Source organism: Streptomyces sp. MS191 (assembly GCF_008042125.1).
Lineage (GTDB): Bacteria > Actinomycetota > Actinomycetes > Streptomycetales > Streptomycetaceae > Streptomyces.
In genome coordinates this window covers 1,802,774-1,816,077 of record NZ_RDBI01000040.1, presented here as the reverse complement: position 1 = coordinate 1,816,077, position 13,304 = coordinate 1,802,774, and the positions used below count along the sequence as shown (strand labels likewise).

Sequence of the window (13,304 nt, the reverse complement as noted above, 5' to 3'; positions counted from 1 at the left end):
CGGAGCGGGGGGCCAGGGTACGGTTCAGGGCGGCTACGGGGGTGACATGCATGCCTGGTATCAGCGACCACAGCGACCAGGGCAGCCACCGGTGGACGATCACAGACGTCGACGCAGGTCAGTGAGCTATCTCACCAGCCGCCTTGAGACTGATACGGAAATGGGATGATGTCGATATGAAGGGACGCGTTCTCGTCGTCGATGACGACACCGCACTGGCCGAGATGCTCGGGATCGTGCTGCGGGGTGAAGGGTTCGAGCCGTCGTTCGTAGCGGACGGTGACAAGGCGCTCGCCGCATTCCGTGAGGCCAAGCCGGACCTGGTGCTGCTGGACCTCATGCTGCCCGGCAGGGACGGCATCGAGGTGTGCCGGCTCATCAGGGCCGAGTCCGGTGTGCCCATCGTCATGCTGACGGCCAAGAGCGACACCGTCGACGTGGTGGTGGGCCTGGAGTCCGGGGCCGACGACTACATCGTCAAGCCGTTCAAGCCGAAGGAGCTCGTCGCCCGCATCCGGGCGCGGCTGCGGAGGTCGGAGGAGCCCGCGCCGGAGCAGCTCGCCATCGGCGACCTGGTCATCGACGTCGCCGGTCACTCGGTGAAGCGGGACGGGCAGTCCATCGCCCTGACCCCGCTCGAGTTCGACCTGCTCGTCGCGCTGGCCCGCAAGCCGTGGCAGGTGTTCACCCGCGAGGTCCTGCTGGAGCAGGTCTGGGGATACCGGCACGCGGCCGACACCCGGCTGGTGAACGTGCACGTCCAGCGGCTGCGCTCCAAGGTCGAGAAGGACCCGGAGCGGCCGGAGATCGTGGTGACCGTCCGAGGCGTCGGTTACAAGGCGGGGCCGAGCTGACATGAGCATAGGCAGTACTGCTCCGAAGCCCGGCGAGCCGGGAGTCCGGACGGGGCGGACTGCCGGACCGAGGCGGGGGGGCTCGCGATTCGGCCGTCCGTTCCGTGGAGGACGCCTCCTCCAGGACGGAGCACCGGGTGGCCCGGTGCTCCGGCTGGTGATGCGCTGGTTCCGCCGCCCGCTGCTGCCCGCGGTGCGGCTGTGGCGCCGGAACATCCAGCTCCGCGTCGTCGCGGGCACCCTGCTGATGTCCCTCGGCGTCGTGCTGCTGCTCGGCCTGGTCGTCATCGGCCAGGTCCGCAACGGTCTCCTCGACGCCAAGGAGAAGGCCGCCCAGAGCCAGGCCGCCGGAGGTTTCTCGGCGGCCCAGGACAAGGCGGCGACGACCCCCTCCGTGCCCGGTGAGCAGGACGGCGGCCGGGCCGGGGCGTCCGTGAACTGGCGCTCCACCCTGGTCGAGCAGCTCGCCAGTGGCGGCCAGAGCGCGTTCAACGTCGTGGCGCTGTCCCTGGAGCAGTCCGAGGGCACCGCGAGCCGGGGCGCCCGCGCCTCCGGCGAGGTCGATCCGGCCACCAGCATCCCCGTCGACCTGCGGCATTCCGTCGCCCAGGGGTCGGGCACCTTCCAGACGTACGCCCGGATCCACTACACCGACGGCAAGCACTCCGAGCCGGGCCTGGTGGTCGGCAAGCGCCTCAACGACGCCGAGGGCAACCAGTACGAGCTGTACTACCTCTTCCCGCTGACCCAGGAGGAGGACTCCCTCGCCCTGGTCAAGGGCACGCTGGCGACCGCCGGGCTGTTCGTCGTGGTGCTCCTCGGCGCCATCGCCTGGCTCGTGGTGCGCCAGGTCGTCACCCCCGTCCGGATGGCGGCCGGGATCGCCGAGCGTCTGTCCGCCGGCCGGCTCCAGGAACGCATGAAGGTCACCGGCGAGGACGACATCGCCCGGCTCGGTGAAGCCTTCAACAAGATGGCGCAGAACCTCCAGCTCAAGATCCAGCAGCTGGAGGAGCTCTCGCGGATGCAGCGCCGCTTCGTCTCGGACGTCTCGCACGAGCTGCGCACGCCGCTGACGACCGTGCGGATGGCCGCCGACGTCATCCACGAGGCCCGTGTCGACTTCGACCCGATCACCGCGCGCTCCGCCGAGCTCCTCGGCGASCRGCTCGACCGCTTCGAGTCCCTCCTCGCCGACCTGCTGGAGATCAGCCGCTTCGACGCCGGAGCGGCGGCCCTGGAGGCGGAGCCGATCGACCTGCGCCAGGTCGTCCGGCGGGTCATCGGCGGCGCCGAGCCGCTCGCCGAGCGCAAGGGCGGCCGGATCGTCGTCGTCGGCGACGAGCAGCCGGTCGTGGCGGAGGCGGACGCCCGCCGGGTCGAGCGCGTGCTGCGCAACCTGGTCGTCAACGCCGTCGAGCACGGCGAGGGCCGGGACGTCGTCGTCAAGCTCGCCGCCGCGGGCGGGGCCGTCGCGGTCGCCGTCCGCGACTACGGCGTGGGACTCAAGCCGGGCGAGGCCACCCGCGTCTTCAACCGCTTCTGGCGCGCCGACCCGGCGCGCGCACGCACCACCGGCGGCACGGGTCTGGGCCTGTCGATCGCCGTCGAGGACGCGCGGCTGCACGGCGGCTGGCTCCAGGCCTGGGGCGAGCCCGGCGGAGGCTCCCAGTTCCGGCTGACGCTGCCGCGTACGGCGGACGAGCCGCTGCGCGGCTCCCCGATACCGCTGGAGCCCGAGGACTCGCGCCGCAACCGCGAGCAGGCGGCGTCCGGCCCCTCGCAGGAGACCGGCACGCGCCTGACGGCGGTGCCCGCGCAGACGGCCGGCGACCGGCCGTCCCTGCCCGTGTCGCCGCGGCTGCCCGGAGCGCCGCGGGCCACCGCGGATCCGACCGCCCTGCCCGGCAGCGGAGCCCGGGTGGTGGCACGGTCCGTGGGGGACGCCGACGGCGGCGAGGCCATGGTCACCTCGAACACCGAACGGGAAGGCGGAACACGTGGGCGCTGACTCCCGAGGGGAGCGGAAGCAGGCCGACGGGCACCAGGGACAGGGGGCAGGGGTGGAGGCGTACCGGACGGGCGCGGCGGCCGCGGCGAGCGGGGGCGGCCTTTCGCGCACGCCCGCGCGGGGCAGCCGGACGGCGCGTACGAGCGTCCTGCTGGCGTGCGGCGGTCTGCTCGTCGCCGGCTGCGCCACCATGCCCGACAGCGGCGACGTGGAGAGCGTGAAGGCGTCCAGCCTCGGCGACTCGCAGGTCCGGGTGTACGCCGTGCAGCCGCGCGAGAACGCCGACCCGGACGAGATCGTCGACGGCTTCCTGGAGGCCATGACCAGCGACGACCTGGGGTTCGCCACGGCCCGCAAGTACCTGACGAAGCAGGCCGCGCGCGACTGGAAGCCGGAGGCGTCCATCACGGTGCTCGCCACGGCCCCGGACCGTGAGCAGGCCGTCGCCGTGGACGACCCGGAGAGCCGGGGCCGGTCCTTCCCCATCAAGGGGCGCACGGTGGCGAAGGTGAACGAGTACCACGCCTACGAGCCGGCCCGGGCCGAGTTCCAGGACGAGATCCACGTGGTCCAGCAGCCCTCGGAGGACGGCAAGGGCAAGGAGTGGCGCATCGACCACCTGCCGTCCGGGCTGGTGCTGAGCGACGCCGACTTCCAGCGCAACTACCGATCGGTCAACAAGTACTACTTCGCCTCGGGGGAGGACTGGGTCGTCGCCGACCCGGTCTACATCCGTCAGCGCCAGGACCCGATCACCCGGATGGACCCGGTGACGCAGACCGTCAAGGCCCTGCTCGAAGGGCCGACGCTGTGGCTGCAGGAGGCCGCGGTCTCCCGCTTCCCCTCCGGCACGGAACTGAAGAAGGGCGTCACCTCGCTCGCCCCGGACGACCAGTCCACCCTCAAGGTGCCGCTCAACGCCAAGGCCGACCGGGTCGGTCCGGAGGTGTGCCGGCGCATGGCCGCGCAGCTGCTGTTCACGCTGGGCGACCTGACGTCCGTCCGGGTCGAGCAGGTGGAGCTGCAGCGGTCCGACGGATCGTCGCTGTGCGTGCTGGGCAAGCGGCAGGCGCGGGACGAGTTCGCGCCCGTGCGGACCTCCGAGCGGTCCGAGAACCCCTTCTTCGTCGACGAGCACGGCAAGCTCATGACCCTGCTCGTGGGCGGCAGGACGGCCGAGGAGCCGCAGCCGGCGCCCGGACCCTTCGGCAAGGGCCTGCTGCCGCTGCGGTCGGTCGCCGTGGACCGTGACGAGAGTCGCGCCGCGGGCGTCGCCAAGGAGGGCCGCGAGCTGCGGGTGGCGTCGATCCTCTCCGACGAGGAGCTGACCCCTCCGGTCGTCACGAGCACCGCCGCGCGGCCCGAGGACCGGCTCTCGGCGCCCAGCTGGGACGGCCGCGGCGACCTGTGGGTCGCCGACCGCAACCCCGTCCGGCCGCGCCTGTGGATGGTTCCGGGCGGCAACGGGCAGCGCGTCGAGGTGTCGACGCCCTGGCTGGCGGACGGCATCCGGGTCGAGTCGCTGCGGGTCTCCGCCGACGGCGTCCGGGTCGCCCTGCTGCTCAAGCGCCAGGACGGCCGGACCACCCTGAACATCGGGCGGGTGATGCGCGAGGGCAGCGGCGCCCAGCAGACCGTGTCGGTCGAGGACCTCAAGGCCGTGGCGCCGAGCATGGAGACGGTCACGGCTGTCTCCTGGGCCGGTCCGAGCCGGCTGGTCGTGGTCGGCAAGGAGGCCGGCGGCGTTCAGCAGGTCCGGTACATCCAGACGGACGGGGCTACCTCGACGTCCTCGCTGCTGCCGGGCCTCAACGGCGTCACCGCCGTGGCCGCGCCCAACGACGACCGGTCCCCGCTCGTGGCGGACTCGGGCAACGACGGCATCGTGCGCCTGGTGCCCGGCGCGAACTGGCAGCGCCTGGGCAAGGTCCTCGGGTCCTCGCCGGTCTATCCGGGCTGAGGGGGCGTCTTGTCGATCTTGCCGAGCTGATCGGCGAGACGCCCCGCAGGCGTGTCCGGCGCTCGGCGCCGGACGCCCGCCCCCCTCCTCGGTGCCCGCCCCGGTCGCCCTCCCGGTCCGTCGTCCACAGGGGTGGCCGGTCCGCTCCGGCAGGAGGACAGTGGAGCCATGCGGGGGTGGTGGCTCGAGATCGCCGGACTGGTACTGCCGGTCGCCTGCGGAGGCTGCGGCAGGCCGCGTTCCGAGTTGTGCCCGCCATGCCGGGCGGAGCTGACGGAGTCCGGTCCGCGCCGGATCCTGCCCCGCCCCGTGCCCGCCGGACTGCCCCGGGTGCACGCGGCCGCGCCCTACGACGGTGCCGTGCGCGCCGCCCTCCTCGCCCACAAGGAGCGCGGTGCCCTGGGACTCGCCAAGCCCCTGGGAGCGGCGCTCGCAGGGGCCGTGGAGGCGGCTGCGGTGTCCTGTGGGGCTCCTGGGGCCGACCCCCTGCTCCTCGTACCGGTGCCCTCGTCGCGTCGCGCGGTACGGGCACGTGGCCACGATCCCACCCGGCGCATCGCGTTGGCCGCGGCCCGCCGGCTCCGGCAGTCGGGGCGGCCCGCCCGCGTGGTGTCGGTCCTGCGTCAGGGCCGTGCCGTGGCCGACCAGTCCGCCCTCGACGCCCGGGGACGGTTCGAGAACCTGGCCGGGGCGCTGGAGGTGGTGGCGGGCGGTGCGCGGCTGCTGGCGGCCGGACGGGTGGTGCTGGTGGACGACCTCATGACCACCGGCGCGTCGCTGACCGAGGCGGCGCGGGCCGTGGCCGCCGTACGTCCTGTACACCCGCCGTTCACCGCGCACGGCCGTCCGGGCGGCCGGACGGAACCCTGGATCGACCGAATCCCCCTTCCGGCGCCGTCGTCGACGCCGGCGGCACAGCCGGCGGCGGTCGTGGCCGGTTCTCCCTCGTCGTTCGCAATAAACCGGAACTGACAGGGAAGTTGCATCGTTGCAGGTGGTGAGAGGTGAAAACACCCGAATGGAGGTATGTGGCTGCACCGGGTGCCGACACCCGTCCGAACGAGCTATGTTCGGTTGTGAGGAATGACGAAAGTCATGGCCTCACCCAATGCATACGGGTGCGCCTACAGGACAGGAGTTCAGGGCGAATTAACCTCAGGTCGGTGGGGTGGGGATCTTGTCGACTGGGGAGGACGAGGTGAAAGTCGCCAAGTCCGAGACTCCGGTAAACATCGGAGTCTGGTGCAAAGGGAGAGGCCCAGCGGCCTAGGAGCCGATCTGGGCGATCCGGGAACGGAGTTCTGCGTGGACATCGTCGTCAAGGGCCGCAAGACCGAGGTGCCCGAGCGGTTCCGCAAGCACGTGGCCGAGAAGCTGAAGCTGGAGAAGATCCAGAAGCTCGACGGCAAGGTGATCAGCCTCGACGTCGAGGTGTCCAAGGAGCACAACCCGCGGCAGGCCGACAGGTCGGACCGCGTGGAGATCACCCTCCACTCCCGAGGCCCGGTGATCCGGGCGGAGGCGGCGGCAGGCGACCCGTACGCAGCTCTCGACCTCGCCAGCGACAAGCTGGAGGCACGGCTGCGCAAGCAGCACGACAAGAGGTACACCCGCCGTGGCAACGGCAGGCTTTCGGCGGCCGAGGTCGGCGACGTGGTGCCGGGTGTCGCCCAGCTCAACGGCAGTGGCGAGCTCGTGGCCGAGGAGTCCGCCAAGGTACCCACCACGATGATGGGTTCGATCGAGGTTCAGGGCGAAGGCCCGCTGGTCGTCCGCGAGAAGACCCACAGGGCCGCCCCGATGACCCTCGACCAGGCTCTCTACGAGATGGAGCTGGTCGGGCACGACTTCTACCTGTTCGTCGACTCCGACAACAAGCAGCCGAGCGTCGTCTACCGGCGACACGCGTACGACTACGGCGTCATCCACCTGGAGAGCGACCCCCTGGCCGAAGGCGGCGGCGCCGGTGGTGCACTGGGCGGCTGACCCGCAGCCGCACCAGACTCATCAGCCCCTCAAGGTGCCCCTGGAGCGCCCCGTGCGCCCCCAGGGGCACCCCCGTGCGACCACGGGATCACCACGCCGGGGTCCGGGCATGAAATCATGTCGTGCACGCCAACCGGTGCTTCGTGAGCAGCGGTTGGAGGACCGAACACGACTTCAGGCCACGGCCTCAGGGGGAGGAACGATGGCGGACAGCTTCGGGCCGGTGCACGGAGGGCGGGAGCCCGATTGCGCGGCCACCCCCGAAGGATCGGATTCGGACAGCGGCGACTCGCGGAAGGAGCCGATCCGGGTCCTCGTCGTGGACGACCACGCCCTCTTCCGGCGTGGACTCGAGATCGTCCTCGCGCAGGAGGAGGACATCCTGGTCGTCGGCGAGGCGGGTGACGGGGCCGAGGCGGTCGACAAGGCCGCCGACCTGCTGCCCGACATCGTGCTGATGGACGTCCGGATGCCCAAGCGCGGAGGCATCGAGGCCTGCACCTCCATCAAGGAGGTGGCGCCCAGCGCGAAGATCATCATGCTGACGATCAGTGACGAGGAGGCCGACCTCTACGACGCGATCAAGGCGGGCGCGACCGGCTATCTCCTCAAGGAGATCTCCACCGACGAGGTCGCGACCGCGATTCGCGCGGTCGCCGACGGCCAGTCGCAGATCAGCCCCTCCATGGCGTCGAAACTCCTCACCGAGTTCAAATCCATGATCCAGCGCACCGACGAACGCAGGCTCGTGCCCGCTCCCCGGCTCACCGACCGGGAGCTGGAAGTCCTGAAGCTGGTCGCGACCGGAATGAACAACCGGGACATCGCCAAGGAATTGTTCATCTCCGAGAACACCGTGAAGAACCACGTCCGCAACATCCTGGAGAAGCTCCAGCTGCACTCCCGGATGGAAGCGGTCGTCTACGCGATGCGGGAGAAGATCCTCGAGATCAGGTGACGCCGGCGGGCCCCTCCCCGGGGTCTGCGCGCCTCCCCGAGGACGACCTCGGGGAGGCGCGCAGACCCCGGGAGGGGCCGGCAGGCTCCGGGAGGACCCGTCAACCGAGCTCGGCGGTCAGCGCCGCCGCCAGGGAGCGGTCCTCCGCCCGCTCGATCCGCACGGAGTCGCACCCCACCCACTCGGCCGCCTCCCGCAGCGCCACGGCCATCGGCGCGATCGCCTTCGGGGAGGCCACGGACACCTGGCGGGCCACCAGCGTCCGGCCGTCCCGCGCCGGGTCCACCCGGCCCACCAGCTTCCCGCCGGCCAGCAACGGCATCGCGAAGTAGCCGTGCACCCGCTTCTGCTTCGGCACGTACGCCTCCAGCCGGTGCGTGAAGCCGAAGATCCGCTCCGTGCGCGCCCGCTCCCAGATCAGCGAGTCGAACGGCGACAGCAGCGTCGTCCGGTGCCGGCCGCGCGGCTCGGCGGCCAGCGCCGCCGGATCGGCCCAGGCCGGCTTGGCCCAGCCCGCCACCGTGACCGGCACCAGGCCGGCGGCCTCGACCGCCGCGTCGAACTGCTCGCCCTTGAGGCGGTGGTAGTCGGCGATGTCCGCGCGCGTGCCCACGCCCAGCGCCTCGCCCGCCTGCCGGACCAGCCGGCGGACGCACTCGGCGTCGTCGAGGTCGTCGTGGAGCAGGTGGTCCGGGACGGCCCGCTCCGCCAGGTCGTACACCCGCTTCCAGCCCCGCCGCTCGGTGCAGACCACCTCGCCGTACATCAGCGCGCGCTCCACGGCGATCTTCGACTCGGACCAGTCCCACCACTCGCCCTTGTTCTTCGCGCCGCCCAGCTGGGTGGCGGTCTGCGGGCCCTCGGCGCGCAGCTGCCCGATGACGGCCTGGTACGCGCCGTCCGGCAGCCGGTGGTTCCAGTGCGGCCGGTCGCGGTAGCTGCGGCGGCGGAAGGCGAAGTGCGGCCACTCCTCGACGGGCAGGATGCAGGCCGCGTGCGACCAGTACTCGAAGGCGTGCGCCTCGGTCCAGTACGCGTCCTCCACCGTCCGACGGCCGACCGCGCCCAGCCGCGCGTACGGGATCAGCTCGTGGGAGCGGGCCAGCACGGAGATCGTGTCGAGCTGGACCTGTCCCAGATGGCGCAGCACGCCGCGGACCCCGGCCTTCCGGTCGGGCGCGCCCAGGAAGCCCTGTGCGCGGAGCGCGATCCGGCGGGCGTCGTCGGCGGAGAGTTCGGCGGCGGGCGGCGGCACAGTCGTCATGATCCGCACCCTAGAGGGCGGCACCGACAGTCATCCGGCGTTCCGCGGAGCCGGAGCCGGAGCCGGAGCCGGAGCCGGAGCCGGAGCCGGAGCCAAGGCCGGGGCCGGGAGGCGCGGCGCGTGGCCGGGCGGGGTCAGGGGTTCCGCGGCGCGGGGAGGTACGGCAGCGCGCCCGGCAGGCCGAGGTCGGCGGGGAGCAGCGAGCCGACCCAGGTGTCCCGCAGGGTGCCGTTGTTCGGCAGGGCCGCGCGCAGGACGCCCTCGACGGTGAAACCGGCCTTCAGGGCGGTCGCCCGGGAGCCGGTGTTGCCGACCTCGGCACGCCACTCCAGGCGGGTGCAGCCCAGGTCCGTGAAGGCCCAGCGGGCCATCGCGAGCACCGCCTCGGTCATGTAGCCGCGGCCGCGGTGCTCCTTCGCGGTCCAGAAGCCGACCTCCCAGCTGCCCGAGCGCGGGTGGTGCAGGGCCGCCGCGGCCAGGAGGGGGCCGCCGTCCCGGGTCCGCACCGCGAAGGAGTACTCGGTGTCGTCGCGCCAGCCGGCCGGGACCACGTGGTTCAGGAAGTCGTGGGCGTCCTGGCGCGCGTACGGGGAGGGCACCGTGGTCCAGCGCTGGATCTCGGGGTCCTGGCAGATGTCGAAGACCTCTTCGGCGTCCTGCGGGACGAACGTGCTCAGCGTCAGGCGTTCCGTGGTCAGGGTGATGGGCTCCATGACGGAATTGTGGTGACCGGGACACGCGGATGCGAGCACTTTTCGTGCCCGGCGGCACCTTCCGCCCGCCTTGTGCGTTCTCTTTTCCGGGCGGCAGTGGCCCCACGGCACTGCGGGCCTCCCGGCGCGGCGGCGGTCTCGCTTACGATGGCCGTTGCGGTGGGGACCACCTGCCGTGCCCGCGCCCGAGTCCATCACACGACCCAGTGCCAGGCCCGACCGGCAAGGAGACCAGCCTCAGTGTCCGTCTTCAACAAGCTCATGCGTGCAGGCGAAGGCAAGATCCTGCGCAAACTGCACCGCATCGCGGACCAGGTCAACTCCATCGAAGAGGACTTCGTCAACCTCTCCGACGCCGAGTTGCGGGCGCTCACCGAGGAGTACAAGCAGCGGTACGCCGACGGTGAGAGCCTCGACGACCTGCTGCCCGAGGCCTTCGCGACCGTCCGCGAGGCCGCCAAGCGCGTCCTCGGCCAGCGCCACTACGACGTCCAGCTCATGGGCGGTGCGGCGCTCCACCTCGGCTACGTGGCCGAGATGAAGACCGGCGAGGGCAAGACCCTCGTCGGCACGCTCCCGGCGTACCTGAACGCGCTCTCCGGCAAGGGCGTGCACCTGATCACGGTCAACGACTACCTGGCCGAGCGCGACTCCGAGCTGATGGGTCGCGTTCACAAGTTCCTGGGTCTGACCGTCGGCTGCATCCTCGCCAACATGACCCCCGCGCAGCGCCGCGAGCAGTACGGCTGCGACATCACGTACGGCACGAACAACGAGTTCGGCTTCGACTACCTGCGCGACAACATGGCGTGGTCCCAGGAGGAGCTCGTCCAGCGCGGCCACAACTTCGCCTGCGTCGACGAGGTCGACTCGATCCTGGTCGACGAGGCCCGTACGCCGCTGATCATCTCCGGCCCGGCCGACCAGGCCACCAAGTGGTACGGCGACTTCGCCAAGCTGGTCACCCGCCTGACCAGGGGCGAGGCCGGCAACCCGCTCAAGGGCATCGAGGAGACCGGCGACTACGAGGTCGACGAGAAGAAGCGCACCGTCGGCATCCACGAGTCCGGTGTCGCCAAGGTCGAGGACTGGCTGGGCATCGACAACCTCTACGAGTCGGTGAACACCCCGCTCGTCGGGTACCTGAACAACGCCATCAAGGCCAAGGAACTGTTCAAGAAGGACAAGGACTACGTCGTCATCGACGGCGAAGTCATGATCGTCGACGAGCACACCGGCCGTATCCTCGCCGGCCGCCGCTACAACGAGGGCATGCACCAGGCGATCGAGGCGAAGGAAGGGGTGGACATCAAGGACGAGAACCAGACGCTCGCCACGATCACCCTGCAGAACTTCTTCCGCCTCTACGACAAGCTGTCCGGCATGACCGGTACGGCCATGACCGAGGCCGCCGAGTTCCACCAGATCTACAAGCTCGGCGTCGTCCCGATCCCCACGAACAAGCCCATGGTCCGCAAGGACCAGTCGGACCTGATCTACCGGACCGAGGTCGCGAAGTTCAACGCGGTCGTCGACGACATCGCGGAGAAGCACGAGAAGGGCCAGCCGATCCTCGTCGGTACGACGTCGGTCGAGAAGTCCGAGTACCTCTCCCAGCAGCTCTCCAAGCGCGGCATCCAGCACGAGGTGCTGAACGCCAAGCAGCACGACCGTGAGGCGACGATCGTCGCCCAGGCCGGCCGCAAGGGCGCCGTCACCGTCGCCACGAACATGGCCGGCCGAGGCACCGACATCAAGCTCGGCGGCAACCCGGACGACCTGGCCGAGGCCGAGCTGCGCCAGGCCGGCCTGGACCCGGTCGAGCACGTCGAGGAGTGGGCCGCGGCCCTGCCGGCCGCCCTGGAGCGCGCCGAGCTGGCCGTGAAGGCGGAGTTCGAGGAGGTCAAGGAGCTCGGCGGGCTCTACGTCCTCGGCACCGAGCGCCACGAGTCGCGCCGTATCGACAACCAGCTGCGCGGCCGTTCCGGCCGTCAGGGCGACCCGGGCGAGTCCCGCTTCTACCTCTCCCTCGGCGACGACCTGATGCGCCTGTTCAAGGCCCAGATGGTCGAGCGCGTCATGGCCATGGCCAACGTGCCGGACGACGTGCCGATCGAGAACAAGATGGTGACCCGCGCGATCGCCTCGGCGCAGTCCCAGGTCGAGACCCAGAACTTCGAGACCCGCAAGAACGTCCTGAAGTACGACGAGGTCCTCAACCGCCAGCGCGAGGTCATCTACGGCGAGCGTCGCCGCGTCCTGGAGGGCGAGGACCTGCACGAGCAGATCCAGCACTTCATGGACGACACGATCGACGACTACATCCGCCAGGAGACCGCCGACGGTTTCGCGGAGGAGTGGGACCTCGACCGCCTGTGGAACGCGTTCAAGCAGCTCTACCCGGTGAAGGTCACCGTGGACGAGCTCGAGGACGCGGCCGGTGACCGCGCCGGCATCACGGCCGAGTTCATCGCCGAGTCCGTGAAGGACGACATCCACGAGCAGTACGACGCCCGTGAGAAGTCGCTCGGTTCGGACATCATGCGGGAGCTGGAGCGCCGCGTGGTCCTCTCCGTGCTCGACCGCAAGTGGCGCGAGCACCTCTACGAGATGGACTACCTCCAGGAGGGCATCGGCCTGCGCGCGATGGCCCAGAAGGACCCGCTGGTCGAGTACCAGCGCGAGGGCTTCGACATGTTCACCGCGATGATGGAGGGCATCAAGGAGGAGTCCGTCGGCTACCTGTTCAACCTGGAGGTCCAGGTCGAGCAGCAGGTCGAGGAGGTCCCGGTGCGGGACGCGGCGCCGTCGCTCGACAAGCAGGACGCCGTGCCGGCCGGCGCCGGCCGTCCGGAGATCCGCGCCAAGGGCCTCGACGCCCCGCAGCGCCCGGACCGCCTGCACTTCTCGGCGCCGAAGGTCGACGGCGACGGCTCCGTGGTCGAGGGCGACTTCGTCAGCGACGACGTGGCCGGTGACGGGCTGACCCGTGCGGAGCGCCGCAAGGCGCAGAAGAGCAGCGGCGGACGCCGCCGCAAGAAGTAGCGGCCGCAGCGGCCGGACGGTGAAGGGGCCGGACACCTCGTGGGGTGTCCGGCCCCTTCGTCATGCCCGGCCGGCCCGTGACTGGGCCGGTACCCGCGCGTGCAGGCCGTCCAGCTCGACGGCGGCGCAGCGCCAGCGGCCGTCCGCGCCCCGCTCCAGGCGGAACGCCATGGCCCTGACCCGCTCCCCGACGGCGATGCTCGCGAAGGCCTCGACGACCCCGGTCCGGGGCGGGTGGACCGCACAGCGGCGCAGGACGGGCCGCGCCCCGCCGGAGCGCAGCGGCGTCTCCGGGGCCAGCCGGACGAGCTGCTCGTACGCCTCGCCGACGGTCTGGCCGAGCATCCAGTGGACGGGCCGGTCGCCGCTCAGGACGGCGAGCAGCCGTTCGGCGAAGACGGCGTGGGGAGGCAGGGCGCGAGGCGCCGTACGGGACGGTGCGGGGGCTCCGGGGCGGGTTCCGGCACGGCCCCGGGGACCCGTGCCGGCGGGGCCGCGGGGCGCGGTCCGGGG

General features: G+C 71.4%; 10 protein-coding genes. 7 read left to right on the top strand and 3 right to left on the bottom strand.

Annotated features, from left to right (window positions below; translation table 11 throughout):
- The first annotated feature begins 176 nt into the window (after positions 1–176).
- The 6 genes from mtrA to EAO71_RS15280 all read left to right on the top strand — a co-directional run bounded on the left by mtrA (position 177) and on the right by EAO71_RS15280 (position 7,769).
- Complete coding sequence (gene mtrA, locus EAO71_RS15305; RefSeq protein ID WP_009333493.1) at positions 177–854, top strand: two-component system response regulator MtrA; 678 nt, start codon at positions 177–179, stop codon at positions 852–854.
- A 1-nt stretch (position 855) separates the two neighbouring features.
- Positions 856–2,865 (top strand): MtrAB system histidine kinase MtrB, encoded by a 2,010-nt coding sequence (gene mtrB, locus EAO71_RS15300; RefSeq protein ID WP_147978229.1) that lies wholly within the window; start codon positions 856–858, stop codon positions 2,863–2,865.
- A gap of 190 nt (positions 2,866–3,055) precedes the next feature.
- Positions 3,056–4,825: an LpqB family beta-propeller domain-containing protein gene (locus tag EAO71_RS15295; protein ID WP_147979314.1), complete on the top strand. Its 1,770-nt coding sequence runs from the start codon at positions 3,056–3,058 to the stop codon at positions 4,823–4,825.
- Positions 4,826–4,993: 168 nt separating this feature from the next.
- Positions 4,994–5,797, top strand: coding sequence for a ComF family protein (locus EAO71_RS15290; protein ID WP_147978228.1), 804 nt, complete (start codon positions 4,994–4,996; stop codon positions 5,795–5,797).
- Between the two features lie 333 nt (positions 5,798–6,130).
- Complete coding sequence (gene hpf, locus EAO71_RS15285; RefSeq protein WP_147978227.1) at positions 6,131–6,811, top strand: ribosome hibernation-promoting factor, HPF/YfiA family; 681 nt, start codon at positions 6,131–6,133, stop codon at positions 6,809–6,811.
- 202 nt (positions 6,812–7,013) lie between these two features.
- Positions 7,014–7,769 carry a response regulator gene (locus EAO71_RS15280; RefSeq protein ID WP_147978226.1) on the top strand — a complete coding sequence of 252 codons (756 nt, stop codon included), beginning with the start codon at positions 7,014–7,016 and terminating at the stop codon, positions 7,767–7,769.
- A 100-nt stretch (positions 7,770–7,869) separates the two neighbouring features.
- On the opposite strand, the gene EAO71_RS15275 is transcribed toward EAO71_RS15280, so the two are convergent.
- Positions 7,870–9,033, bottom strand: coding sequence for a winged helix-turn-helix domain-containing protein (locus tag EAO71_RS15275; protein ID WP_147978225.1), 1,164 nt, complete (start codon positions 9,031–9,033; stop codon positions 7,870–7,872).
- Between the two features lie 134 nt (positions 9,034–9,167).
- Positions 9,168–9,746, bottom strand: a complete 579-nt coding sequence (locus tag EAO71_RS15270; protein ID WP_147978224.1) for a GNAT family N-acetyltransferase — start codon at positions 9,744–9,746, stop codon at positions 9,168–9,170.
- Positions 9,747–9,986: 240 nt separating this feature from the next.
- Here EAO71_RS15270 and secA point away from each other — a divergent pair, with 240 nt between their 5' ends.
- Positions 9,987–12,791 carry a preprotein translocase subunit SecA gene (gene secA / locus EAO71_RS15265; RefSeq protein ID WP_147978223.1) on the top strand — a complete coding sequence of 935 codons (2,805 nt, stop codon included), beginning with the start codon at positions 9,987–9,989 and terminating at the stop codon, positions 12,789–12,791.
- Positions 12,792–12,851: 60 nt separating this feature from the next.
- On the opposite strand, the gene EAO71_RS15260 is transcribed toward secA, so the two are convergent.
- Positions 12,852–13,304 (bottom strand): Rv3235 family protein (locus EAO71_RS15260; protein ID WP_315986595.1); only part of this gene is annotated, 453 nt, incomplete at its 5' end.